Source organism: Melghiribacillus thermohalophilus (genome assembly GCF_004342905.1).
Classification (GTDB): Bacteria; Bacillota; Bacilli; order Bacillales; family Alkalibacillaceae; genus Melghiribacillus; species Melghiribacillus thermohalophilus.
The window spans coordinates 22,283-44,902 of the sequence record NZ_SMAN01000014.1 but is presented as its reverse complement, the minus strand read 5'-3'; the positions used below and the strand labels follow the sequence as shown (position 1 = coordinate 44,902).

22 protein-coding genes and 2 riboswitches are annotated in these 22,620 nt (G+C 43.6%); of the genes, 8 read left to right on the top strand and 14 right to left on the bottom strand.

Translation table 11 applies throughout. The annotated features are described in order from the left end of the window. The first annotated feature begins 58 nt into the window (after positions 1-58). Complete coding sequence (locus tag EDD68_RS10160) at positions 59-157, top strand: YjcZ family sporulation protein (protein WP_132372210.1); 99 nt, start codon at positions 59-61, stop codon at positions 155-157. A 139-nt stretch (positions 158-296) separates the two neighbouring features. On the opposite strand, the gene EDD68_RS15600 is transcribed toward EDD68_RS10160, so the two are convergent. Both EDD68_RS15600 and EDD68_RS10155 read right to left on the bottom strand, forming a co-directional pair. Then, entirely contained in the window at positions 297-425 is a 129-nt protein-coding gene (locus tag EDD68_RS15600; protein WP_279388254.1) for a hypothetical protein, read from the bottom strand. Between the two features lie 82 nt (positions 426-507). After that, positions 508-762: a stage VI sporulation protein F gene (locus EDD68_RS10155; protein ID WP_132372152.1), complete on the bottom strand. Its 255-nt coding sequence runs from the start codon at positions 760-762 to the stop codon at positions 508-510. A 175-nt stretch (positions 763-937) separates the two neighbouring features. Between EDD68_RS10155 and EDD68_RS10150 the strand changes: the two genes are divergently transcribed. The 3 genes from EDD68_RS10150 (at position 938) to EDD68_RS10140 (ending at position 3,488) form a co-directional block, all read left to right on the top strand. Continuing rightward, entirely contained in the window at positions 938-1,930 is a 993-nt protein-coding gene (locus tag EDD68_RS10150) for an LLM class flavin-dependent oxidoreductase (RefSeq protein ID WP_207902573.1), read from the top strand. A 26-nt stretch (positions 1,931-1,956) separates the two neighbouring features. Then, a complete protein-coding gene (locus EDD68_RS10145; protein WP_165902141.1) occupies positions 1,957-2,652 on the top strand; it encodes a VOC family protein in 696 nt (231 codons plus the stop codon). A gap of 119 nt (positions 2,653-2,771) precedes the next feature. Further along, positions 2,772-3,488 carry a class I SAM-dependent methyltransferase gene (locus EDD68_RS10140; RefSeq protein ID WP_243646835.1) on the top strand — a complete coding sequence of 239 codons (717 nt, stop codon included), beginning with the start codon at positions 2,772-2,774 and terminating at the stop codon, positions 3,486-3,488. A 148-nt stretch (positions 3,489-3,636) separates the two neighbouring features. Here the strand turns inward: EDD68_RS10140 and EDD68_RS10135 are convergent, their stop codons facing one another. Continuing rightward, positions 3,637-4,167: a hypothetical protein gene (locus EDD68_RS10135; RefSeq protein WP_243646831.1), complete on the bottom strand. Its 531-nt coding sequence runs from the start codon at positions 4,165-4,167 to the stop codon at positions 3,637-3,639. Between the two features lie 407 nt (positions 4,168-4,574). On the opposite strand from EDD68_RS10135, the gene EDD68_RS10130 reads away from it, so the two are divergent. Then, positions 4,575-6,368, top strand: coding sequence for a M3 family oligoendopeptidase (locus tag EDD68_RS10130; RefSeq protein ID WP_132372145.1), 1,794 nt, complete (start codon positions 4,575-4,577; stop codon positions 6,366-6,368). A gap of 455 nt (positions 6,369-6,823) precedes the next feature. Here the strand turns inward: EDD68_RS10130 and EDD68_RS10125 are convergent, their stop codons facing one another. From EDD68_RS10125 to abc-f, 10 genes are all read right to left on the bottom strand, one after another. Then, the gene (locus EDD68_RS10125; RefSeq protein ID WP_132372144.1) at positions 6,824-7,642 is read right to left on the bottom strand and encodes a DUF368 domain-containing protein; all 819 of its coding nucleotides are present in this window, start codon (positions 7,640-7,642) and stop codon (positions 6,824-6,826) included. 80 nt (positions 7,643-7,722) lie between these two features. Then, on the bottom strand, positions 7,723-8,073 hold the full coding sequence (locus tag EDD68_RS10120) for a hypothetical protein (RefSeq protein WP_132372142.1): 351 nt from the start codon (positions 8,071-8,073) through the stop codon (positions 7,723-7,725). Between the two features lie 154 nt (positions 8,074-8,227). Continuing rightward, positions 8,228-8,998, bottom strand: coding sequence for an ABC transporter ATP-binding protein (locus EDD68_RS10115; protein ID WP_132372141.1), 771 nt, complete (start codon positions 8,996-8,998; stop codon positions 8,228-8,230). 4 nt (positions 8,999-9,002) lie between these two features. Further along, on the bottom strand, positions 9,003-10,070 hold the full coding sequence (locus tag EDD68_RS10110) for a FecCD family ABC transporter permease (protein ID WP_132372139.1): 1,068 nt from the start codon (positions 10,068-10,070) through the stop codon (positions 9,003-9,005). A 14-nt stretch (positions 10,071-10,084) separates the two neighbouring features. Continuing rightward, the gene (locus EDD68_RS10105; RefSeq protein WP_132372137.1) at positions 10,085-11,077 is read right to left on the bottom strand and encodes an ABC transporter substrate-binding protein; all 993 of its coding nucleotides are present in this window, start codon (positions 11,075-11,077) and stop codon (positions 10,085-10,087) included. 159 nt (positions 11,078-11,236) lie between these two features. After that, positions 11,237-11,423: riboswitch (cobalamin riboswitch) on the bottom strand. A 53-nt stretch (positions 11,424-11,476) separates the two neighbouring features. Further along, complete coding sequence (locus EDD68_RS10100; protein WP_165902140.1) at positions 11,477-12,004, bottom strand: hypothetical protein; 528 nt, start codon at positions 12,002-12,004, stop codon at positions 11,477-11,479. Continuing rightward, positions 11,961-12,773, bottom strand: a complete 813-nt coding sequence (locus EDD68_RS10095; protein WP_132372135.1) for a Cof-type HAD-IIB family hydrolase — start codon at positions 12,771-12,773, stop codon at positions 11,961-11,963. The genes EDD68_RS10100 and EDD68_RS10095 overlap by 44 nt, the downstream gene beginning before the upstream one ends. Positions 12,774-12,812: 39 nt before the next feature. Then, on the bottom strand, positions 12,813-13,391 hold the full coding sequence (thiT, locus tag EDD68_RS10090; RefSeq protein WP_132372133.1) for an energy-coupled thiamine transporter ThiT: 579 nt from the start codon (positions 13,389-13,391) through the stop codon (positions 12,813-12,815). An 88-nt stretch (positions 13,392-13,479) separates the two neighbouring features. Next, positions 13,480-13,587: riboswitch (TPP riboswitch) on the bottom strand. Positions 13,588-13,634: 47 nt separating this feature from the next. After that, a complete protein-coding gene (locus EDD68_RS10085) occupies positions 13,635-14,105 on the bottom strand; it encodes a GNAT family N-acetyltransferase (protein WP_132372131.1) in 471 nt (156 codons plus the stop codon). Positions 14,106-14,136: 31 nt separating this feature from the next. Next, complete coding sequence (abc-f, locus tag EDD68_RS10080) at positions 14,137-15,753, bottom strand: ribosomal protection-like ABC-F family protein (protein ID WP_165902139.1); 1,617 nt, start codon at positions 15,751-15,753, stop codon at positions 14,137-14,139. A gap of 485 nt (positions 15,754-16,238) precedes the next feature. Here abc-f and EDD68_RS10075 point away from each other — a divergent pair, with 485 nt between their 5' ends. The 3 genes from EDD68_RS10075 (at position 16,239) to EDD68_RS10065 (ending at position 20,687) form a co-directional block, all read left to right on the top strand. Further along, entirely contained in the window at positions 16,239-17,471 is a 1,233-nt protein-coding gene (locus EDD68_RS10075; protein ID WP_165902138.1) for a helix-turn-helix domain-containing protein, read from the top strand. Positions 17,472-18,152: 681 nt separating this feature from the next. After that, the gene (locus EDD68_RS10070; protein WP_132372126.1) at positions 18,153-19,694 is read left to right on the top strand and encodes a fatty acid--CoA ligase; all 1,542 of its coding nucleotides are present in this window, start codon (positions 18,153-18,155) and stop codon (positions 19,692-19,694) included. Positions 19,695-19,913: 219 nt separating this feature from the next. Beyond that, the gene (locus tag EDD68_RS10065; protein ID WP_132372125.1) at positions 19,914-20,687 is read left to right on the top strand and encodes an enoyl-CoA hydratase; all 774 of its coding nucleotides are present in this window, start codon (positions 19,914-19,916) and stop codon (positions 20,685-20,687) included. 84 nt (positions 20,688-20,771) lie between these two features. On the opposite strand, the gene typA is transcribed toward EDD68_RS10065, so the two are convergent. Further along, positions 20,772-22,610, bottom strand: a complete 1,839-nt coding sequence (gene typA / locus EDD68_RS10060) for a translational GTPase TypA (protein ID WP_132372124.1) — start codon at positions 22,608-22,610, stop codon at positions 20,772-20,774. Positions 22,611-22,620 lie beyond the last annotated feature (10 nt).

Genomic DNA, 22,620 nt, shown 5'->3' with positions numbered 1-22,620 from the left:
TAGACACTTGATTATAAACCTCCATATGATACTAGTAAATGAAATGGAGGTGAATGGAATGGGCGGATATGGTTATCACGGAGGATTTACCCAGATTGTGGTCCTGTTCATCTTACTGATTATTGTCGGGGCAGCCTGGGGGTATGGATATTATTAAATCATTGAGGGGGAAAGCGTCTCCCCCTTTTGATCATTGGACAAGCTCAACCGCCTTGCCCCAAAAGCCACTGAAGGTTCTCCGGGGGGAAGCTTCCTCAATGACAGGCATGGAGGGTTAGTGGGCCCGAGCTGGACAACTAGCGATAGACCCGGGATTCTTGTTCCTTCATTTTATGAAGGGGTGGGTGATCGAGCTGGACATCCCCCCTGAAGAACTGTACCCGGCAAAGACAGTCTATACTGATCTGACTGATCTGCCTGATCATGTGATTGGCAGGGGTGAAAGTGCCCTGATCACTCTTTTCTTATATAGAAAAATAGGGCATCTGGAATGCCCTATTTCCACCCTTATCTTCGTTTATCAACCATTTTGGAAATCGTCGACATATCAGGCATCTGTTTCTTATGAACAAGGGTATCTACAATCATGTCTTCGGTTTGTTTGGTAACCCTTTTGCCGGCAATTTTTCCCACTTGCTTCACCAGCTTCCGGACAGTTCTTTCATCGTGTAAATCAGCACCTTCCAGGGAATTGGCCAATCGGAGAACATCATTCATATTTACCCCGGTTTGCTTTTCAATTTTTTTAAAGAGATCGTTCATGGTTAAACATCCCTCCTTTTGTCTTCTTTTGTATGATATGAGAGGAAGGTCTGGAGGGTATGGGGGTTTAAAACAGATTTACAGAAAAACCATGAAACAGAATCTTTGAAAAAATATCAAAGATGGGGAAAAATAATCATACATAACCAACTTGAATGGGGTGTTTAAAATGAATATCACATTAAGTGTGCTGGATCAGTCACCTCTGCTTCCAAATCAGACTCCCTCTGACGCCCTTCAGCAAACCACGGAACTGGCTCAGTGGGCCGAAAAACTCGGATATGCGAGATTCTGGGTATCTGAACACCACAGCACAAAAAGTCTAGCGGGTTCGGCCCCGGAAATACTGGCTGCTCATCTGGCCGCTCATACGAATCATATTCGTATAGGAACAGGAGGTGTTCTCCTTCCCCATTACAGTGAATATAAAATAGCAGAAGTATTTCGAGTTCTTGAAAGCCTGTACCCGGGGCGTATTGATCTGGGAATCGGGCGTGCCCCGGGAGGAATGCCTGGTGTAAATTACGCCCTGAATAGGGGGAAATATCCGAATGTTCAAGACTATCCAAAACAGGTTCAGGAACTCATTTACTATTTGCATGGCGAGAAGCATCCGACCTATCAAATCCAGGCAACTCCACTGGGAGAAAACGTCCCTTCCATCTGGATGCTCGGGTCCAGCGGAACAAGCGCGATGATGGCAGCCGAACTTGGAACGTCGTATACATATGCCCAGTTCATCAATGGTGAAAGCGGAGCAACATCCATGAAACAATATTACGAATCATTCCAGCCATCCATTCACCAGAATGAACCCCGTGGCAGTGTAGCCATTTTTGTCATTTGTGGTGAAACCGAGGAGGAAGCGGAATACCTCGCATCGAGTCTAGATTTAGCCCTTTTGCGGGTTGAGAATGGGCAGTTTCATGATTACTTTCCTTCTCCGGAAGAAGCAAGACAATATTCTTATTCTCCTTTTGAGAAAAAACGGGTTCAATATAACCGTCAACGCATGATTGTGGGCAACCCCGAGCAGGTGAAAGAAAAAATCGAAAAGCTGGCCAGAGCTTACGAGGTTGGCGAAGTCATTGTCAATACCATTGCGGTTCCTTTCGAAAAACGGATGAAGTCATATGAATTGCTTGCCCGTGTTTTTAATCTTCAATAATCTCACGTCATGAGAGGATGGGAAACATGTTAGCTTTTGATCATCTTGTTATTTTTTCACAAAACCCTGAACTGGATCAGGAGCATGCCTCTATTCAACACGGACTGATCACCACAAAAGGAGGCCATCATGAACAGTGGGGGACCTATAACTACCTATCCTTTATGGAAAACCGATGTTATATCGAATGGATCGGTATCGAAGACGAGAAAAAAGTGCAAACATCTGACAATCCCCTCATTCAACATGTCGGATATGCCAGCGGCCGAGGGTTTTACGGTCCGATTCAGTTTGCTTTAAGAACGCAGCACATGGATCAGTTTCTGGACCATTACGACACAAACCACATCCCCTATCACGGACCGTTTCCGGGACAAAGAAAACGGCCCGATGGAACGGTCATGAAATGGCGCATGCTTTTTCCCGATTATGATCTCAAATACAACATCCTCCCTTTTTTAATTGAATGGGAGGATGGTGAAAATCATCCCCCTCAGATCAATATTGTCAATGAGGTCCAGTTTTCACACATCCAAATGGGGGTAAAAAATATAAAAGAGATGGCGCACCGTTTGCAGGAAATCTATATGCTCAAGGATGCCAGGTTTATTGAAACGGAAAAGGGAAACTGGAAGGCAGAGTGGGATCTAGAAAATGGTTTTCTTCAACTGGTTAAGCATGCAGGTTTAACGGCGAAATTTGACGATTTAACATTTAGATAAATACAATTGGGTGCTGGCCGCTGGGTGGGCACCTATTTTTTTATGGTTGTTGAACCTGCAACACCTCTGGACCATAGAATAGAGAAGAACGATTCAAGGGGGACGTATCATTGAATAACATGTCATATATCGATTTTCTGGCAAAATTCGGCATCAGCAGTGCTCACCCCGGGGGATTCTCCTTAACAAAAAAAATTTTAGAACCCGAAGAGATTGAAAAACATCAACGGGTGCTGGACGTTGGCTGCGGTACAGGAAAAACATCAGAATACCTGGCTAAACAATATAAATGTCAGGTAAGTGCTCTGGATCTCCATCCCCTTATGCTTGAAAAAGCAAAAGAACGGTTTAACAAGGAACAGCTTGACATTGAGCTGATACAGGGAGATGTTCAGCGTCTCCCCTTTCCGGATGAACAATTTGATTTCATTATCGCCGAGTCAGTCACGGCATTTACAGAGATATCTTTAACGCTGAGAGAGTATTTCCGTGTATTAAAAAAGGGTGGTGTACTCCTCGATCTAGAGATGACATCTAATTCCTCTTTGTCTGAATATGAAAAAAAAGATATTCGACGCATATACGGAATCACCCGGGTCCTGACGGAAAACGAATGGATAGCAGCTTTAAAGGACTGTGGATTTAAGGAAATTACAGGAATGAAACGGGAGAACATTCAGGCCCCAGATCATCCCCCTCTGGAGTTGACCGACTTTAATATCGGGTCTCTAAGTTTTGAAGCCCTAAAAATCTGGCTGGATCATCTCGACATGATGAAAAAATATGAACAAGTGCTTGATTACAGGGTGTACCGTGCATCCAAACAGGGAACATAGTGTTCGCCAAGAGAACTTCCATGTTGCGTATCGGCTAATGGTTTAAAGGACTGTCTCCTTTTAAAGTTTACACCCACCCATTTTTCTTTTTTTGCATAGGCTCTGTTAAACTTTAATGTTGATAAATGATATAAAAATCTGGAATACCCTACCAATACTTGTTTAACCCTGTAAATATATGCTCTAAATATACAATCCCCATAAAAATTAGCCAGACTGCAAATGGAATTGCCAAACTCTTAATGGCTTGTAATGGTTTATAATCTTTATTTTGCTTTTGTAGGACTCTATCGGTAATAAAGAACAACATAGAAGCACCTAAACTATACAAAAGTAGTATAAGACCAAAAACAGCGTGCAAAATCCCAGAGAAAAATATTTCAGACTTTCCATTTTTCATTTTTGTAGAATTAAATTGACTGACTTTATCACTAATGATAGAGGCTAACACTCCATAAATTAAAATCACCGGGAAACTATACATCAAATAAACAGGTATGGCTAATACAACAGCAAATAAATAATTTGATAGTGATGAAAGATTTTCACCAAATGGATTTGGCACGATGAGACCTAACAAAATAGCAAACATAGAGCCAGAGACAGATGCCGAAATAACTTTTCTTGAAATGATTTTGTTCACCTCCATATTCAGTAACATTTCGCTTGTTTTGCCCAACCTTAAAACCTCCTCCGAATGTTTGTTCTATTGATAATTATATTAATATTTCGAACGGGCTTCAAATATCAACATTTACGGTTAACAGAACCCTTGCATAAAACGACTACAAATCATCAGCATCCAGGAACCAGCGATGTCGCCCGGGACAATTCCGTCGTCATGCCGCCTATTCAGGCGGAGATTTTTCACTTTACTGACAACAATACTCCCTTTTAACATCAATAGCGTCAACCATCGGGAAGCCGAGATCTATTCCTGGCCATAATCAGGACAGCCAACCCTTTCAGGAAGCCCTTGAAAACGATTTCGAATAACGAAATACCATGATATAATGGGAAAAACGTTTACATCTCATGTATCCATGAAAAGGATCAAATGAATAGTATACAGGGAGGGGACGATTTATGACGATTACTTCATATTCCGACGTATGGGATCTGGATTCTATTTTTCCGGGAGGAAGTGATTCCCCCGCGCTGCGATCCCACGTAGATCAGCTAAAAAGCCAGATTGAAGACTTCTCCAGATTCGTCCAGGACTTTACGACCCCTGAGGGAAAACATGAAGTGAAAAATATCAACCGAATCATTGACCAGGCAACAGAAATCACGGCTAATCTAACACAGGCAAGTGCTTTTGTCAGCTGTCTCGAAGCCCAGAATATGGCGGACAAAAAAGCAGGCGTGCTCAGAAATGAACTTTCAACCATCAATGCCCGTTTTAGCACTTCTTTTAACGCCTTTCAGCAAAAACTAGCCCTGACAGAAGATCATGTCTGGCAGGGTCTTTTGAACGATGACACCCTTTCAAAACTGTCCTTTGTATTGAATGAATGGCGAAAAAAAGCCAGAGATAAGCTTTCTGCCGAAGAAGAATCACTCATAGCATCCCTGTCTGTTGACGGATATCATGGTTGGGGAGAAATGTATCATACCATCGTGGGCAGCATGAGCGTCAGGGTGAATGTGGAAGGAGAAGATAAGACCCTATCCATCGGTCAGGCAAACAATCTGCTGTCCCATGAAAACCCAGATGTGCGGAAGGAAGTTTTTGAAAAGCTAGAAGAAGCATGGAAAGAAAAAGAAGACCTGTTCGCTAAAACTCTGAACCATCTGGCCGGCTTTCGATTGAGCATGTATGAAAAGCGGGGATGGAATCATATTTTGAAAGAGCCTCTGGAATATAACCGTATGAAGCCAGAAACCCTCGAGGCCATGTGGGGAGCCATTTCCAGACATAAAAAGCCTTTTGTCAAATACTTAGAAAGAAAAGCGGGTTTACTGGGTAAAGAACAAATGGACTGGCATGACCTCGATGCACCCGTTGGGAAAACAGCGAAGAAGCTTTCATATAACGAAGGTGCCCAATTTATTTTAAAACATTTTGAAAAGTTTGGTTCAGACCTATCTTCCTTTACCAGGAAAGCCTTTGAACAATCATGGATTGAAGCAGAAGACCGCCCCGGAAAAAGACCCGGGGGATTTTGTACAGGATTCCCCTTATCAGAAGAGTCACGGATCTTCATGACATACAGTGGAACGATGTCCAATGTGGCAACACTGGCCCATGAACTGGGGCACGCCTATCATTCCTATGCTTTAAAATCCATGCATCTCTTTAATCGCCGCTATGCCATGAATGTAGCTGAAACGGCTTCTACCTTTGCTGAAATGATTGTGGCCGATGCGGCAGTCAGGGAAGCGGAAAAGAAAGAGGAAAAAGTGGCGATGCTTGATGATAAATTGCAGCGCAGCGTGGCCTTCTTTATGAACATTCATGCCCGCTTCCTGTTTGAAACAAGATTTTATGAAGAGCGGAAAAAAGGTCTGGTTCCTGCCCAGCGATTAAATAAACTGATGGAGGAGGCCCAGCGAGAAGCTTATGCTGGAGCACTTGGGAAAACACATCCGCGGTTCTGGGCATCAAAACTACACTTTTATATTACAGGTGTACCGTTCTATAATTTTCCATATACGTTTGGCTACTTATTCTCTTTAAGTATCTATGCCAGAGCTTTAGAGTCCGGGGAAAGTTATGAAGAAAAGTATAAGGCCCTTCTCCGGGATACCGCTGTCATGACGGTAGAAGATTTAGCCATGAAACATCTGGGTGAGAATTTAACAGAAGAAGCTTTCTGGGAAAAGGGGATTAGCCTTTGCATAAAGGATGCAGAAGAATTTTTAGCATTGACCAAATAGTAGAATCAAGCAGGGCTGACCGTAAAAGGGACAGCCCTGTTTCATTTTTTTCTAATCTTAAAACGATGGGAAAAGCGCCTTCTTGAAAGAAGTGGATAGCGGCTTGATTAAATGCATTTGTGTCCGTTTTTTATAATAGGTCCGAGTGAGTTTTGCATATCTTTGTTAAAATGGCCAAAAGCTTGCCCCGATTCTCTGACTGCATCCGACCATGGCTGTTCACCGTTCCTACACAGGAACATGGTGAGTCTGGCGGCCAAATTATAAATCCCTATTCCTACATTCCAGAGGGCTAATGGCTTTCGATCATGGTTTCTTTTTCAATTTTTGTACCGCTTGAATAGCTTCTGAAGTGGTCTGCTGGAACAGGAGAGAGCCTCTCCTCCTCAACATCAGTCATGTTGATCAAACGATTGTTCAACCATTTGTCTTCTCATTTCAAATCGTGCCTAATCCTATCGTTTATACTCAAGCTTACCAAGACTAACAGCCGCTGCAAGTCCCAGCAGGAGGGAGAGAAGACTCAAAAACATAGCACCCATTCCATCGGTCATTCCAGGATAGACCACTGCAAGGGAACCTACAACCAGTCCTATGATAACAGCATAGGTAGATGACCGATGATACACCAAAAAATATTGAATGATTTTGCTGCTGATGACAATCCCGACGATCACTCCTGCACCCACAATCCCGATCAAGAACAGGTTCCGATCCTTCAGAGCTGCCATCACTGTGGGGTATACACCGATTAACAGAAGAATAAAAGACCCGCTGATCCCCGGAAGCATCATCGCCATGCTCGCTACCCAGCCGGAGAAAAATAATAGAATCCACGTTCTCGTACTAGACGTATCGAGAATATCAGGTACACCAGGCTCCTTAAAAAAGACCATGGAAGCAACCAGCATGGCTGCAGCCAGCAACAATATGTAGTGAAAGCCGGAAAAGTGTTCTTTTACCCCTGCTTCGCGAAACAGAAATGGTAATATACCGGCAATAAGACCTAAAAAGAAAAACTGTAACTGGTGAGGATAATGTTCAAAAAGCCAGTGGATCAAACTGCTTAATAAGAGCAATGAAGCTATAATGCCTGTACCAAGGGGAATTAAAAATTTTAGACTCTTGCTCCATTGTTTGGTAAAAAACCCATTAATCGCTTCAATAAACCGATCATAAATCCCTAGTACAACCGCTATCGTCCCTCCGCTTACACCAGGGATCAAGTCACTGGCCCCCATCAACATTCCGCGGTAAATATTTTTCCATTCCATTCTTTGAGCTCCTTTGTATATAAATTCCTGATCCATATACATGTATTTTAACAGAAACCGTTTTATTCGTGGATGTATTTCTACATTTGGGGAGTCAGATTAAAGGATTGGGCGGTCTCTCCATCTCTTTGGGCCATTGCGCGCTCACTTTGGGTCATCACACCCTCTCTTTGGGCCATTCGCACTCTTCTTTGGGCCATCAGCTTAGATTCTTGGGCTGTCACTCTCCCTTCTTGGGCCATCAGCACGCTTCCTTGGGCCGTCACACTCTCTTCTTGGGCCATCAGCACGCTTCTTTGGGCCATCAGCACGCTTCCTTGGGCCGTCACACCCTCTCCTTGGGCCATCAGCACGCTTCCTTGGGCCGTCACACCCTCTCCTTGGGCCATCAGCACGCTTCCTTGGGCCGTCACACCCTCTCCTTGGGTCATCAGTACTCTTTTTCGAGCGGTGGCACTTTCTCGGCGAGGCCATCCGGCTTCCTCAAGGCGATAAACTCCTCTTATAAAAAATCAAAGGGTCAGATAGCAGGAATGATCCCCCATTATTAAAAAAAGGTGTCCATGTCAAGGACACCTTCAGCTATTAAATGCCCAATATGACCTGGGGCACATCGGTTTTCGGATGAGGGATGATTTCCGGAATAGTCTCATAAACCTTTTCTAACATATCCTTTTTGATCACTTCTTTACTGCTTCCGATTTTCACAACTTTTCCCTGATGCAAAAGGAGGAGCTGGTCACAAAACTGAGAAGCTAAATTCAGATCATGAAGAACCATGATGACCGTTAAGCCGGATTCATTTTGCCAGGTCTTGACGAGCTTCAGCAGGCTGATCTGATGTCCGATATCGAGGTAGGTTGTTGGCTCGTCAAGGAGTAGGAGTTCAGGTTCCTGTGCCATAGCTTTGGCAATCGCTACCCGCTGACGTTCTCCTCCGCTTAACGTATCCAGTGTTTGTTCCCGCAGATGGGTAAGACTGGTAAGTTCAAGAATCTCATCTACTTTTTCTAGATCCTTTTTTCCTTCCCGCTGATACCACTTCAAATGAGGATAACGCCCCATTAACACGGTATCGAACACTGTGATCGGATAATTTGGAAGAGATTCCTGAGACAGCACCGCCATCTTTTGGGCCAGCTTTTTTCTGGAAAATTCATGAACCTCTTTCCCCTGAAACCGAATCGTCCCGGAAACAGGCCTGTAGTATCCTGATATCGATTTCAATAGAGTCGTTTTCCCGGATCCGTTCGGCCCAATAATTCCAAAACAGCTTCCCTTTTTAACGTGAAAACTGACCTGATCGAGAATGGGTTTGCCGTTTACGTTCTGGAAAACCGATTCAACCTGTAACATACCATCATCCTCCTAAAAAAAACCCGTTTTTTCGCCTGCGGAGCAAATATCCGAAAAACGGGGCTCCAAGAAAAGCTGTTATGATCCCAATCGGCAACTCCCTTGGGGCAAGAATTGTACGGGCAATCGTATCTGCCCCCACCATAAAAATGGCTCCTCCCAAAACCGAAAGAGGAAAAAGCAGACGGTGGTCTGAACCGAAAATTAGCCGCATAATATGGGGAATAATAAGACCCACGAAACCGATCGTACCCGAAACGGAAACCGCTGCACCGGTGATCAGCGAGGCCACAATTAATAGGATGACCCTTACTCTCTGCACATTGACACCGGTATGCTGTGCTGCTTCCTCCCCAAGAATGAGCATATTCAACTCTCTGGACAAGAACCAGATCACGAGAAGCCCAACGATGAGAAAAGGAAAAATCACTTTATTATAGCTCCAGTCTGTCAGTGCGAGACTCCCCATAATCCAATACATAATGATCTGCATTTTTTCCTCAGAAAGGGCCAGTATGAGGGAAAGGACTGCCCCGAAAAAAGCCTGTACAATCACACCGGCAAGTATGAGGGTTTCGATTTGCAGCTGTCCCCTTACCCTGGCCAGGTAATACACAAAAATCAAGGTGATAAATCCCGTGAAAAATGCCACAATCGGAAGAGTCCACTGACCGAGAATGACCAGTTCAATTCCGAAGAGCATGACAAGTGAAGCACCCAGAGCTGCCCCGGAGGAAACGCCAAGGATATAGGGATCTGCCAGAGGATTTCGCAGCACCCCCTGAAAAACCACTCCGGATGCGGCCAGAGCAGCTCCTACGAGAACCCCGAGGATTATTCTAGGCATGCGGATATCCCACACAATGGTTTCAGCACTATCCCGCCAGGACGGCTCAACCGTCGCGCCAATATAAGGAACTTTTGAGAGTAAAATAAACCACACAGTATTCAAGTCCAGATCTGCACTGCCAGTGGACACACTGAACATCATGATGAACAGGAGAATCACCGCAAATACCGGGGCCCAGATCAGGAGCTTTATGATCCACCGGTTAAGCTGGAATGGCTTCATGGGAACAACTCCAATTACTGATTAAATTTTTCTGGATAGAGGCTTCTGGCAATTTCTTGTAAACCCTGGGTAATACGCGGGCCCGGACGAGTAACCATATCGCCATCCAGACTATATATCTGTCCTTCCTGAACAGCCGTAACACTTTGCCAATTTTCGCGGTTCTTCACTGCTTCAACCGGATCTCCCTCCATGTAATTCCCATATGTCAGAAGGATTACTTCAGGATTTCGCTCGAGCACTTCTTCTTCTGAAACCTGAGGCCAGCCTTCCTGATCATCCATAATATTCTTTCCGCCTGCCAGTTCAACCAGCTCATTTAAGAATGTGCCTGATCCAACAGAGAATAAATCCTGTCCTACCTCAATCCAGACTGTTTTCCGTTCTTCTTCTGGTATTTCACTGACCAGGTTGATCACTTCATCCCGTTCGGCTTTCATCTGGTTTACTACCTCTTCAGCCTTTTCTGATGTCCCAGTAGCTTTGCCTGTTAACAAAATATTTTCAAAGGTCCCTTCCAGGTTCTGTGCACCCAGCACCAAAACATTCAAACCTAAATCACGCATCTGTTGAATGGCCTCACCATTGGCTGTATTTGCCAGCACCAGATCCGGCTCAAGGGAAACAATTTTTTCAAAGTTTAACTCCAGTCCCCCTATTTTTTCAATATTCTTCACTTCTTCCGGGTAATTGTCATGGTCGGAAACACCGACAATTTGATCACCCAGTCCTAAGGCAAAGGCGATTTCAGTGGAACTTGGAATCACGGAAACGATTCGCTCCGGCTTTTTTTCAATCGTCATTTCTGTGCCGGAGTCATCAGTTAACGTAACCGGAAAATCCGCCTCCTTTTCGGTCTGGCTGTCTTCTTCTGCTGCATGTTCTTCCTGTCGTGGGTCATCCGTCTGTTCCTGTTCAGATGATGACTCGTCATCCCCGCATGCTGCGAGGCCAATTAGAGAAAATGTCATTAAAAATAATAAAAATAGCGACTTGATTTGTTTCATGTTGTAATCCTCCTTAAATGTTTTGTTTTCGGGTCAGGAGGGAATCAAACGCCGAAATGCGCATGAAAAAATGCCTTGATTTCCTTCTAAGAAATCAAGGCATGGAAAGCCGTATGAAAAGCATACACGACGTGAAGCCTTTCCTTTGACCCGAAGGAAATCAGCTCTTGCAATCAGGCAGGTCTCCTGGCTCATGATCATCGCTCCCTAAAGCCTTCCCATTCGGTTGAACAGTGGCATCTTTTAGGTCGCTCCCATTTACAGTGGCGGGACCGCGCCGGATTTTCACCGGTCTTCCCTTTTAAGTGACAATCCATCTTGTCACACCTGATTACTGAGGCGATATGAAATGTTATCTTAAGATTACTATAAATCGAATTACAAAACCCGTCAACTTTTTCATTCCCGAAAATCGATCAACTTCTTATACTCTTTTTCGGTCAGCCCAAGTTTTTCCCGATTTTTCATAGATGTTTTGGCAAGGTGTTTCATATAGTTCCAGGTCAAAACAAGAAAAATACCGTAGATGAGAAAGACTGCAGGTAGGCCAATGACAATAATGGATTCATTGTTGAGGGAATCCATGTAAAAAACGAGGGCGATTAAACTGAATAAAAAAAGAAGACTCAATCGAAAAATAAATGGAAAGCCTTTCCTCACAATGACTTCTATTGCAAACCATCTTCTCCAGGTCTTTTTCTGTAAAGGCGTAATGTCCATTCTTCTTCCCCCATCGGTAATTGCTTTCCAGTATATGATAGCATATTTTTTATCTATGGTGTTCGTCTGTCTTGTGACCACAAACAACCATTTATAGAGTCCCCCATTTGCCTCCTCTGCACAGCATGATTCAGGACGTGTATAGGCTTGTTTTCCTTTTGCATTATCTTTGGAGAACATATTTGTTGATGGCACAGGCAACGCCATGGTCCGTGTTCGTTTTCGTTACAGCGTCTGCCTCATGCTTGATCCCCTGATCTGCGTGACCCATGGCTACAGCTAATCCTGCTTGATGAAACATGCTGACATCATTGCCATTATCCCCAATTGCCATCGTTTCATCAGGATGGATCCCTTTTTCTTCACAATATTTGATCAGGCCAGTTCCTTTGTTGACACCTGGAGCGGTTAATTCGATACTCTGGTCCATAGGAGCAAGCTCAAATTCATTCAACTCCGCTGATACCTGTGACAATGCGTGATCTCGCCCCAGTGCAGAAATTTTATAAATGTTGTCTTTATATGCCTGGACAAAAGATGCAATGTACTCATCTGTCAGGTTTTCTGGTAAAACTGGACCATTTACCAGCCTCAAGGCCCCACCCAGCAAATTGATAATTTTAAAATGAGCACGTGAAAAAGCTTGAAGGGAAAGGGAAAGTTCCCTTTCATTTAGCGGCCTGTTATAGATCAGCGTATTCTTTTCGTTATGTATATTAGCTCCATTTAAAGAAACAGCAGAAATGGAAAGCTGATACACTTCCAGGAAAAAATGAATGGAGGCATAGCTTCTGCCACTGTTGATGATGACATCAACCCCTTTGTTATTTGCCTCCACAATAGCTTTCAGATCCTGTTTGCTGATTGTTAAATTCGGCTGCAATAAGGTTCCATCCATGTCGATGGCAATACACTTTATCATGGGATTCATCACCTTTTTATTGGACGTTTTCAACATTAGTTTATCAAAATTCATGAACGTTTTGCTATTGCAGCCTGATTTTTAACAACCTGTTTACGCTGTTGCAAAATATTTTTTCGGAATGGCGGATAAGACCATTACTGACAAAATGGCGCATATGATCGTGCTGATGGACATGTATCCACCATTATAGACCAGGGAATAGATGACAACCGGCTGTCCTTCTGGCGCATACTCAGCAAAGAATGCAATTCCCGCTACAAAATGGGCGAGGAAGCGCAGGGAACCTCCTAAAATGACACCAAATACAGCAAACGTTGCCCATTTTACTATATTTCCGTTTTGAAGGCCTTCTTGTACCTGACGGGCAAATACTCCCGCAAAACCAACGAGCGCAAAGGCCAGGAAGTAATCGATAAATCCCTGTACCGGTTGGGCAACATAGGCCGTTCCTGTAACAACCTGCAACATCCCCAGTAAAAACCCGGAAAATAATCCGCCTTTCAGTCCCCAGCGATAGGAAATAATGAAGATGGGAAGCATGGCAATGGAAACGGATCCACCCTGGGGCCAGAATCTTGACGTTAAAAACATGGAAAACAGATCCAGAATATACGCCAGTGTCGAAAATATCGCACTTTCCACTAAAAATAGAAGATTTGTTTTTCTCATTCTGGTTCCTCCTCTTTATGATCAGGCATAGAAAAAAGCAGGGCGTAAGGATGCCCTGCTCTAATCTCTAGTTTCTCTTTCTTTTTCAAGCAGTTCACACCACAATCCCTACGCAAGTACTAACTTACAGGTTCAAAGGGTCAGAACGTTTACCGTTCACTCTCAGCCTGCTTTTCCGGCTCCCCTTTGTGGCAGAAGCTAATATTCATTTAGCTTTATTTTAACATGAAGGGATGGTACCTGTCACTTGTCGAAAAATTTCTGATCAGTGGAAAGCCGTTTTTTCACAAAATGCACCTGATCTGAGGTCGTATAGTCAATCTGGTAACCCAAATCAAGATATAGACGAATGGGTTTTTCCCAACCTCTTGTGGTCTCAATAACTATCTTGCTATACCCCAATATAAACGCTTGTTTTTCTAATTCCTCAATCATTCTTTTGGCGAGTCCCTGCCTGCGGTATGCTTTTGCTACAGACAATCGCACCATACGTCCAGTCTGTTCATCTTCCCTTATTAAGGCTCCGGTACAAATAACCTTTTGATCTATCAGTCCAACCAGAAAGATGTACCCCTTTTGGGAGTATGTGCTTACAATGTCGTGCAGATCCGGGTTAAAATCTTCTCTTACTTCTGAAAAATATTCACTAAAACCCTCAAGAATAACCGTTTTTGCCCCTTCTGCAGTTTGATGGCTGATCTTTTCTATAATCATTTAGATCTCTTCCTCCCCTAATCTGTACCTGTCACTTATCGAATTCGACAAGTGACAGGCCCCCTTTATCTAAATACAGTACCCGATTGGCTAATTTTTTTACAAGATATCGATCATGAGTGGCAAAGATGATGGCACCTGGATAACCCATCAGTGCTTCCTCAATGGTTTCTTTGGCCGATATGTCCAAAAAGTTTGTCGGTTCATCCAGTATCAGCAGGTTTGCCCGGCTGAAATACAATTTAATAAAAGCGGCCCGGCATTTTTCCCCCATGCTCAGGCTAGTTAACGTTTTATGCACGGTGTCCCTTCTGAACATAAACGATCCCAGAATCGTTCGGGCCATTGTCTGAGTCATGTCAGGCAGTGACAGCAGATTGTCTAATAAAGTCTCTTCCCGGTTTAACATTTCTAGCTCTTGATCAAAATAGCCCATTCTGGTTTGCGGATTAAGACGAACGTCGCCCGTATCAGGGGACAACTTTCCGGCCAATAATTTTAAGAGCGTCGACTTACCCGCACCATTTGGTCCGGTAATAGCGATGCGGTCTCCACGCTGGATTGTCAGGGAGACCTCTTTTAATATCTCTTTTTCACCATAAGAAAACGTGAGATTTTCTATAGCTGCAAGCTTGCGTCCGGAGAATTCACTGCCTTCCAGACTGACATTCAGCCCTTTTTCCACCCGGGGCTTCTCACCCATCTTCTTTTCAAGACGTTCCAGCTCCGATTCCTTCGCATGGAGTCTAGAAACATTCTTTTTTGCTTTTGAACGCAAAAAGTCATTTTGCCCCGCATCTTTATGTGCCTTTTGGAACCATTGCTGGTAGTTCCGGATCGACTCCTCTACTTCTTTCTTTTTTTGCTCGTATTTTTTATAGGTCCTTGCCTGTTCACGGCGTTCTATTTCCTTTTGTGTGCGAAATGCTGTATATCCACCCGGGTAACGCTTTACCCCGTCATGTCTCAACTCGACAATAGCATGGGCCGTCTGGTCCAGAAAATAACGGTCGTGGGATACAAACAAAATGGCCTTCGGATAGTTTTTCACCCAGTCTTCCAGCCAGACTAATGAATCCTGATCCAGATGATTGGTAGGCTCATCCATTAATAGAAAGTCAGGGTTTTGAATAAGAATTTTTGCCAGCTGGGCCTTTGTTTTTTGACCGCCGCTAAGCTGATGTAATGACGTACTCCATAAAGTCGGGTCTACGGACAGCTGGTTTAATTGTTTCTCCGCCTCAACTTCCAGCTCATAGCCCCCCAGTTTGATAAATTGATTGTACGCCGTTTCGTATGCAGTCAGTAATTCTTCTGATGTTTGTTTTTCCAGTTTCTTTTGCAACCGGCCCAGATTCTTCTTAGCTTGATACCATTCATCCATCCCTGTCAGCACATACTCTTTCACAGACATCTGCGGGTAAGCAGGGATGGAAGCCGAAAGCCATCCCCATTGAGTGACAGGGATATTTCTGTGAATTATCCCCTCGTCAAAGGTTTCTTGACCCAGAAGGCCTTTAAGTAAAGTTGTTTTCCCCGATCCGTTCTTCCCGAATAATGCAAGATGTTCTCCCTGATGGACTTCAAAGTTTACCGACTCAAATAACCGTTCTCCATTTATTTCTTTTCTTAAGTTTTTTGCTTTCATGACCAGCATCCAATCACCTCACAAGCCTATTTAAAAAATTCCGAGTACATATAACCAACTATTCTATTCAGGTACAAAAAAACGCGCAGGCATCTACCTGCGCGTTTACTTACGAGAATCACTTAACCCAATATATATAAACAAATAATAATCATGATATGGTTCGTTATCAAAACTGATTTTCAGACACACGTATCCCGTAAGCATCTACAAGAGATGCCGCCAATTCCTATTTAATTCATGGACGGGTACGTGTTATTTTCCACGTTGCGATTGAGCCTCCTGCATATAAGATCTTATCCAAATTAAACCATATCTCCATATGGATTGCAACCTTCATAAATAGACAGATTTTCCCGAATAGAGGTAGTGTACAAATCGTTTTCCTGTTTTCTCTTTTACCAATATTTTTCGACAAGTGACAGGCACTTTTGATAAAATATGACTAGGTTAAAAACATTATTTTTTGACAGGATATGGTATATATGGAGATGGGAAACCTAATTAAATATTATCGCCAGAAAGAAAAATGGACCCAGAAAGAGCTGGCCAGAGGGATATGTTCTGTATCTTATTTAAGTAAAATTGAAAACGGGATGGTAGAGCCAAGTAACGAAATTCTCGAACTCATCTGCCGTCGTCTCAAGATAGATCTGACACAGACAAATGCAGAAGACGATGAAAAACTGGAAAAAATGCTGTATCAATGGCACAGACATATCCAGCATCAAGACCGGAAATCTGCCGATCATCTATATCGTGAGATCAAACCGCTAATATCCCATTCTTCCAATCACCAGTGCGAAATCCTCTTCCATTTGTTTCTATTCCGATATCATCTGTTTACCAGTGACCTGGACAAAGCACGGACTATTTTTCAGGAGCTCAGGCAAATGGAGGACCTTTTAAATGCCGAATATAGCTTTTATTATTACAAATTTTCCGGAATCTTTTTTTTAAAAACTGACAAACTGGATCAATCCATGACGTGTATGAGAAAGGCCGAAGAAACGTACAGGACTCTCCATTTTAACGATCCTGAACTATTTTTTTATTTATCCATGATTTACAGTAAAAAACAGGAATTGAACCGGGGGATTATCTACGCCCAGCAGGCGCTTGAAATGTATCAGGATATGCTGTTTTACGAACGAATTACCGACTGCCATCTCCTTCTCGGCATCCAATATAACAATTTAGGAGAATTTGATATCGCAGAAGATTACTTGACCAAGCTGCTCCCGAAAAAAACAAGCCACTTTCAGCGAAGTGTACTGCCTAAAGTCTATCATAATCTCGGATATATCTATTTCAACAGGAAAAACTATCATCAGGCTTTAACATATCTGGAAAAAGCCCTAAAACTAAAAAAGAATCATGCCGAAAAGATAAATACCCTATTTTTAATAGCTTCCTCTTACCACGCACTGAACGAGAGGAATAAAGCACTGGGACTTGTCCAGGAAGGCATGGAACTGGCTGAAAGACACAGAAATCAAAAATACATGTACAAATTTTATATTCTGAAACAAAAGATCAATCATACGTTATTTGATGAAACGTTTATTTTTAACTTAAAAACAAACATCCTTTCTTACTTTGAGGAAAGCGGTGAAAAGTCAGAGTATAAAGATATCGTCAAACTATTAGGAGATATTTATTTTCAAAAGCGGCAGTACAAAAATGCCGCTGCCATCTATCAGAAACTGTATACCTAGAATACAGAAGGCTGGAACAATAAAGGAATGGATGGTGCAAAAAAACAACAATTTTGCTAAAAATTTGCCCAGTCAAAGATGCGTAGAACCCCTGCGGGAACAGCACGAGCCAAAAATCCTGCAGGCGGTGAAGAATGAGCTGCTTTAGAGATCCTTATGCCGTTTCTGCGGAAAGCAGAGCATTTAATTTCCGAACGAATTCATGTGATGATTGAATATAGTTCGGACATTTCATTATCGAAGTTTTGTCCCAGCCTTAAAAGCTCTTCCCCAGGGAGACATCAAAAGCCATTACTGTTCCCATTTTATGACCTCTCCTCTTTGTTTGCATGAAAGATCTTCACCATTCATTTCGATTCCAATTTCCTATACACGAGCTCTATGGCCCCAACATACTTAAACCTGATTCAAAAATGAAGTGAAGAAGCCCGGTTTTTTATTCCGATTCTTAATCCTTGAGGCTCTGGTCGGGCTTTGTTTCACTTCTCACGATATCCTAAAAAGAAAAATAGTGGGTATTGGTACCTGTCGATGACATGACCCACTAATCTTAGTATGTTTTTCATTGCGTTTCAAAGGTCCATTATTTTTATAATATTCTGAAATATAAAAGGAATTCTAGTCATGAAAAACTAATATATTAGAAGATGAAATCATTCATAATTGATAGGAGGGGATTTTTTGTACACAACAACTGGAAAGTTGTTAGAATTGACAGCTCAGAACTATCCTGAAAAAGAAGCTATAGTAGACGTAACCAAGGGTGTTCGTTTGACCTACAGAGAATTCGACCAGGAAGTCAACCAATTGGCCAATGCCCTCATGGCCTCAGGAGTCGATAAAGGAGATGTGGTTTCCACCTATTTGTTCAACACCATTGAACTTGCCACTGTCGTTTTTGCCTGCGGAAAAATCGGCGCCATAATAAACCCCATTAACTTCAGACTAAAAGCCAACGAAATTTCCTACATCTTTAAAGATGCCGCTCCAAAAGTCGTTTTGTTTGAAAAAGCTCTGGAACCACAAGTCAAAGCTGTCCATGGAGAATTTTCAGCCATTTCATTCTGGTATGTGGATGAAGATACTCCGGACTACGCTGTGAACTACTATGATCGAATCAGCAAAGCCCCGGCCACACGTCCTTCCATTGATGTTTTCGAAGACGACACCTATGCCATCATGTATACATCTGGAACTACCGGACGTCCAAAGGGCGTGATGCACAGACACCGTGATATGGTAGAACAAAGTCTGATTTGTGTCGCAGCGATGAAGCTAACTTCAGAAGATAAAGGTTTATCCTGTGCTCCGATGTTTCATTGTGCTGAACTACATTGTTGCTATTTCCCGCGTATTCATGTGGGGGCTACAAATGTTCTTATTCACCACTTCGACCCTAAACAGGTATTGAAAACCATAGAAGATGAAAACATCACGGTTATGTTCGGTGCGCCGACCATGTGGAACATGATGCTTCAGCAAAACCTGGATACCTTCGACCTCTCTACCATGAGACTTGGGTTGTATGGAGCTGCTCCAATGGCACCTGTTTTAGTAAGGGCCTGCAAAGATAAACTTGGCATTGACCTTGTGCAAGCATATGGCATGACCGAAATGGGACCGGCGATCACCTTCTTATATGAGCATGAACAGCTGACCAAATCCGGTTCTGCAGGCAAGCCATGCTTTAATCATGAAATTCGTATTGTCAAGCCAAAGGAAGATGGGCCTTCTGAACCCGACGATATTCTCCCTCCCGGTGAGATCGGAGAAATCATTGTACGTGGTTCCTGCATGATGACCGGATATTATAATCGGGAAGACGCAACGGAAAACGCTTTGTATAAAGGCTGGTATCATTCAGGGGATCTGGGCTATATGGATGAGGAAGGCTATCTATATGTGTGTGATCGGGTCGATGATATGATCATCAGCGGCGGGGAAAATGTTTATCCCCGTGAAGTTGAGGATGTGTTATACGAACATGAAGGCGTGATCGATGTAGCCGTGATCGGTGAACCGGATGACCTCTGGGGCGAAAAAGTGGTCGCATACGTGGTTGCCAAAAATCAGGGGATAACCGATGAAGAGCTGGAAGTCTTCTGCAAAAACAATGACAAGCTAGCCGATTACAAGCGTCCCAGGAAATATGTTTTTGTAAACGAACTGCCCCGTAATGCCAGCGGTAAAATCCAAAAATTTAAATTGCGGCAGGATGAATAGAAACGATCTCTCATTCATGTTTCTAGAGCACTGCTTATCCCTTTTTCGGTATCGGCAGGACTTCAGGAAGGATTTGTCGAAAACATAGTAAGCCGAACAACACGTTTTGGGTCTTATCCTTATGGAAAATTGGAGATGATATGAATATCCGTCACCTATAACATAACCATTGTTTCATGATCAATCCTGGGACAAAAGTGAAAACACGAGGTGAGAGAAATGTCTGAAACCGTTTTATTATCTTACGAAAAAAATATAGCTACCATTACCTTAAACCGTCCAGAGCAGCTCAACGCGATGGACCACAATCTGTTAACACAGCTGCGGGAAAAAGTAAAAGAAGTACACGAAAGTGATGCACAAATTGTCGTATTAACCGGTGCCGGAAAAGCCTTTTCAGCAGGCGGAGATATCAAAACTATGCTTCAGTCAGCTGATCAGGAAGGTTTTACGGAAATTATGAATATGATTAAACAGATGATGCTGACATACTATACTCTTCCAAAGATCACAATCAGCGCTGTAAATGGTGCAGCAGCCGGACTTGGTTTCAGCCTTGCACTGGCTTCTGATTACATTATAGCATCACCAAATTCAAAACTGGCCATGAATTTTATCGGCATCGGCCTCATCCCCGATGGCGGGGGACATTTCTTTCTGGAACAGCGCCTTGGACCGGTCCGTGCCAAACAGGTGATCTGGGAAGGAAAAATGATGACAGCCAGTGAGGCACTTGAAGCTGGATTAGTGGATGCTGTTACAGCCGAAGACTTTACCGATTCGATTCGTCAATATACGGGTAAATTGCAGGCCGCTCCTTTAAAAGCTCTGATCGAAACCAAGTCGATCTATGCGGAATACTATAAACCAAAACTGGCGGATTTTCTCGACAAAGAAACAAAGGGACAAAGCAAGATGCGTATGACCAGAGATCATCAGGAGGGAATTCAGGCATTCCTTGAAAAGAGAAAGCCGAACTTTAAAGGAAACTAAACAGAAGAGGCAAGCACCCCTCTCTTAGTATGAATGGTGAGAGAAATAACTGAGCCCTGGCGCATGGCCAGGGCTATCATTCGTTTATACACTGCTTCCTTGCTTTTTCTTTTTCTGAGCTTTTTCCCGCTCGGATTTGTTTAGGATTTTTTTTCGAAGACGGATGGACTCAGGTGTGACTTCACAATATTCATCATCATTCAGATATTCAATCGCCTGTTCCAGGGTCAGCTTTCGGGTGCTTTTAATGGTTATCGTATGATCTTTTGTTGCGGAACGAATGTTGGTTAGGTGTTTTTCTTTTGTGATGTTTACGGTCAAGTCATTTTCCCGGTTATGCTCTCCGACAATCATGCCCTCATAGACCTCTGTTCCAGGATCTACAAAAATCGTTCCCCGGTCTTCCAATTGCATTATGCTATATGTGGTAGCCTTACCGTTTTCCTGGGAAACGAGGACACCCTGTCTCCGGCCCCCAACCTGGCCCTGCAGCACTGGTTCATAGCGGTCAAAGGTGTGATTCAAAATACCATAGCCACGGGTAATGGACAAAAATTCAGTGGCATAGCCAATTAATCCCCGGGAAGGAACCTTAAACTCGAGCCGAACCTGCCCATTTCCCTGGTTAACCATATCCAGCATTTCTCCTTTTCTGGTACCCAGAGACTCAATGACGGAACCCGTATATTCTTCTGGAACGTCCACCTGTACCCGTTCGACCGGCTCACAGGTGACCCCATCGATTTCTTTCAAAATAACCTGTGGTTTGGACAGCTGCAGTTCATATCCTTCCCGGCGCATGTTTTCCACCAGAATGGATAAGTGAAGTTCTCCCCTTCCGGACACGATCCAGGCGTCAGGAGATTCTGTGGGTTCTACCCGCAGGCTGACATCCGTCTCCAGCTGGGTCATCAGCCGTTCTTCGATTTTTCTAGCCGTGACAAACTTTCCTTCTCTGCCCGCAAACGGACTGTTGTTCACCAGAAAGGTCATCTGCAGTGTCGGTTCGTCAATATGCAGAAGTGGCAGGGCTTCCAGATGATCCGGAGGACAGATGGTTTCACCTACATTAATCCCATCAATGCCGGCTACAGCCACAATATCTCCTCCCAGTGCCTCTTCAATCTCGATACGCTTTAAACCTATAAACCCGAACAATTTCGTTACCCGGAAATGATGATGGGAACCGTCCTTTTTGATCAAAGTTGCCTGCTGACCAACACGGATTTTTCCTCTATGAACACGGCCGATCCCGATCCGGCCGACATATTCGTTATAATCCAGCAGAGTCACCTGAAACTGCAGCGGCTCGTCACTGTTTTCCACCGGAGCCGGGATATGTTCCAGGATGGTGGAGAAAATCGGTTCCATCGTTTCCTGCTGATCATCCGCTTCATAGCCTGATGTCCCCTGCAGAGCGGAAGCATAAACCACTGGAAAATCAACCTGATCATCATCCGCTCCCAGTTCAATAAATAGATCTAATACTTCATCCACCACTTCCTCGGGCCGAGCATTGGGACGATCGATTTTATTTAACACCACAATGGGCGTTAACTTCTGTTCCAGTGCCTTTTTTAACACAAAACGTGTCTGGGGCATGCAGCCTTCATAGGCATCCACGACTAACAGAACCCCATCCACCATTTTCATAATCCGTTCCACTTCCCCGCCAAAATCCGCATGGCCGGGAGTATCCAGAATATTGATTCTGGTATCTTTATATTGAATAGCCGTATTTTTGGCCAGAATCGTAATTCCCCGTTCCCTCTCCAGATCGTTGGAGTCCATGGCACGCTCATCCACCTGTTCGTTTTCGCGAAAGGTACCGGCGTAGCGGAGCAGCTGATCAACGAGCGTCGTTTTTCCATGGTCAACGTGAGCAATAATAGCAATATTGCGTATATCTTCCCTGTGCTGCATACAGCATTCT

Coding starts and splice junctions, on each gene's coding strand:
- EDD68_RS15600 (WP_279388254.1), bottom strand. CDS start 425: ATGATCAGGCAGATCAGTCAGATCAGTATAGACTGTCTTTGCCGGGTA.
- EDD68_RS10120 (WP_132372142.1), bottom strand. CDS start 8,073: ATGACCCAAGGAGAGGGTGTGACGGCCCAAGGAAGCGTGCTGATGGCC.
- abc-f (WP_165902139.1), bottom strand. CDS start 15,753: ATGAAAGCAAAAAACTTAAGAAAAGAAATAAATGGAGAACGGTTATTT.
- EDD68_RS10100 (WP_165902140.1), bottom strand. CDS start 12,004: ATGGCGTTGCCTGTGCCATCAACAAATATGTTCTCCAAAGATAATGCA.
- EDD68_RS10160 (WP_132372210.1), top strand. CDS start 59: ATGGGCGGATATGGTTATCACGGAGGATTTACCCAGATTGTGGTCCTG.
- thiT (WP_132372133.1), bottom strand. CDS start 13,391: ATGAGAAAAACAAATCTTCTATTTTTAGTGGAAAGTGCGATATTTTCG.
- EDD68_RS10155 (WP_132372152.1), bottom strand. CDS start 762: ATGAACGATCTCTTTAAAAAAATTGAAAAGCAAACCGGGGTAAATATG.
- EDD68_RS10110 (WP_132372139.1), bottom strand. CDS start 10,070: ATGAAGCCATTCCAGCTTAACCGGTGGATCATAAAGCTCCTGATCTGG.
- EDD68_RS10095 (WP_132372135.1), bottom strand. CDS start 12,773: ATGAATTTTGATAAACTAATGTTGAAAACGTCCAATAAAAAGGTGATG.
- EDD68_RS10145 (WP_165902141.1), top strand. CDS start 1,957: ATGTTAGCTTTTGATCATCTTGTTATTTTTTCACAAAACCCTGAACTG.
- EDD68_RS10115 (WP_132372141.1), bottom strand. CDS start 8,998: ATGTTACAGGTTGAATCGGTTTTCCAGAACGTAAACGGCAAACCCATT.
- typA (WP_132372124.1), bottom strand. CDS start 22,610: ATGCAGCACAGGGAAGATATACGCAATATTGCTATTATTGCTCACGTT.
- EDD68_RS10075 (WP_165902138.1), top strand. CDS start 16,239: ATGGAGATGGGAAACCTAATTAAATATTATCGCCAGAAAGAAAAATGG.
- EDD68_RS10065 (WP_132372125.1), top strand. CDS start 19,914: ATGTCTGAAACCGTTTTATTATCTTACGAAAAAAATATAGCTACCATT.
- EDD68_RS10105 (WP_132372137.1), bottom strand. CDS start 11,077: ATGAAACAAATCAAGTCGCTATTTTTATTATTTTTAATGACATTTTCT.
- EDD68_RS10140 (WP_243646835.1), top strand. CDS start 2,772: ATGTCATATATCGATTTTCTGGCAAAATTCGGCATCAGCAGTGCTCAC.
- EDD68_RS10125 (WP_132372144.1), bottom strand. CDS start 7,642: ATGGAATGGAAAAATATTTACCGCGGAATGTTGATGGGGGCCAGTGAC.
- EDD68_RS10085 (WP_132372131.1), bottom strand. CDS start 14,105: ATGATTATAGAAAAGATCAGCCATCAAACTGCAGAAGGGGCAAAAACG.
- EDD68_RS10130 (WP_132372145.1), top strand. CDS start 4,575: ATGACGATTACTTCATATTCCGACGTATGGGATCTGGATTCTATTTTT.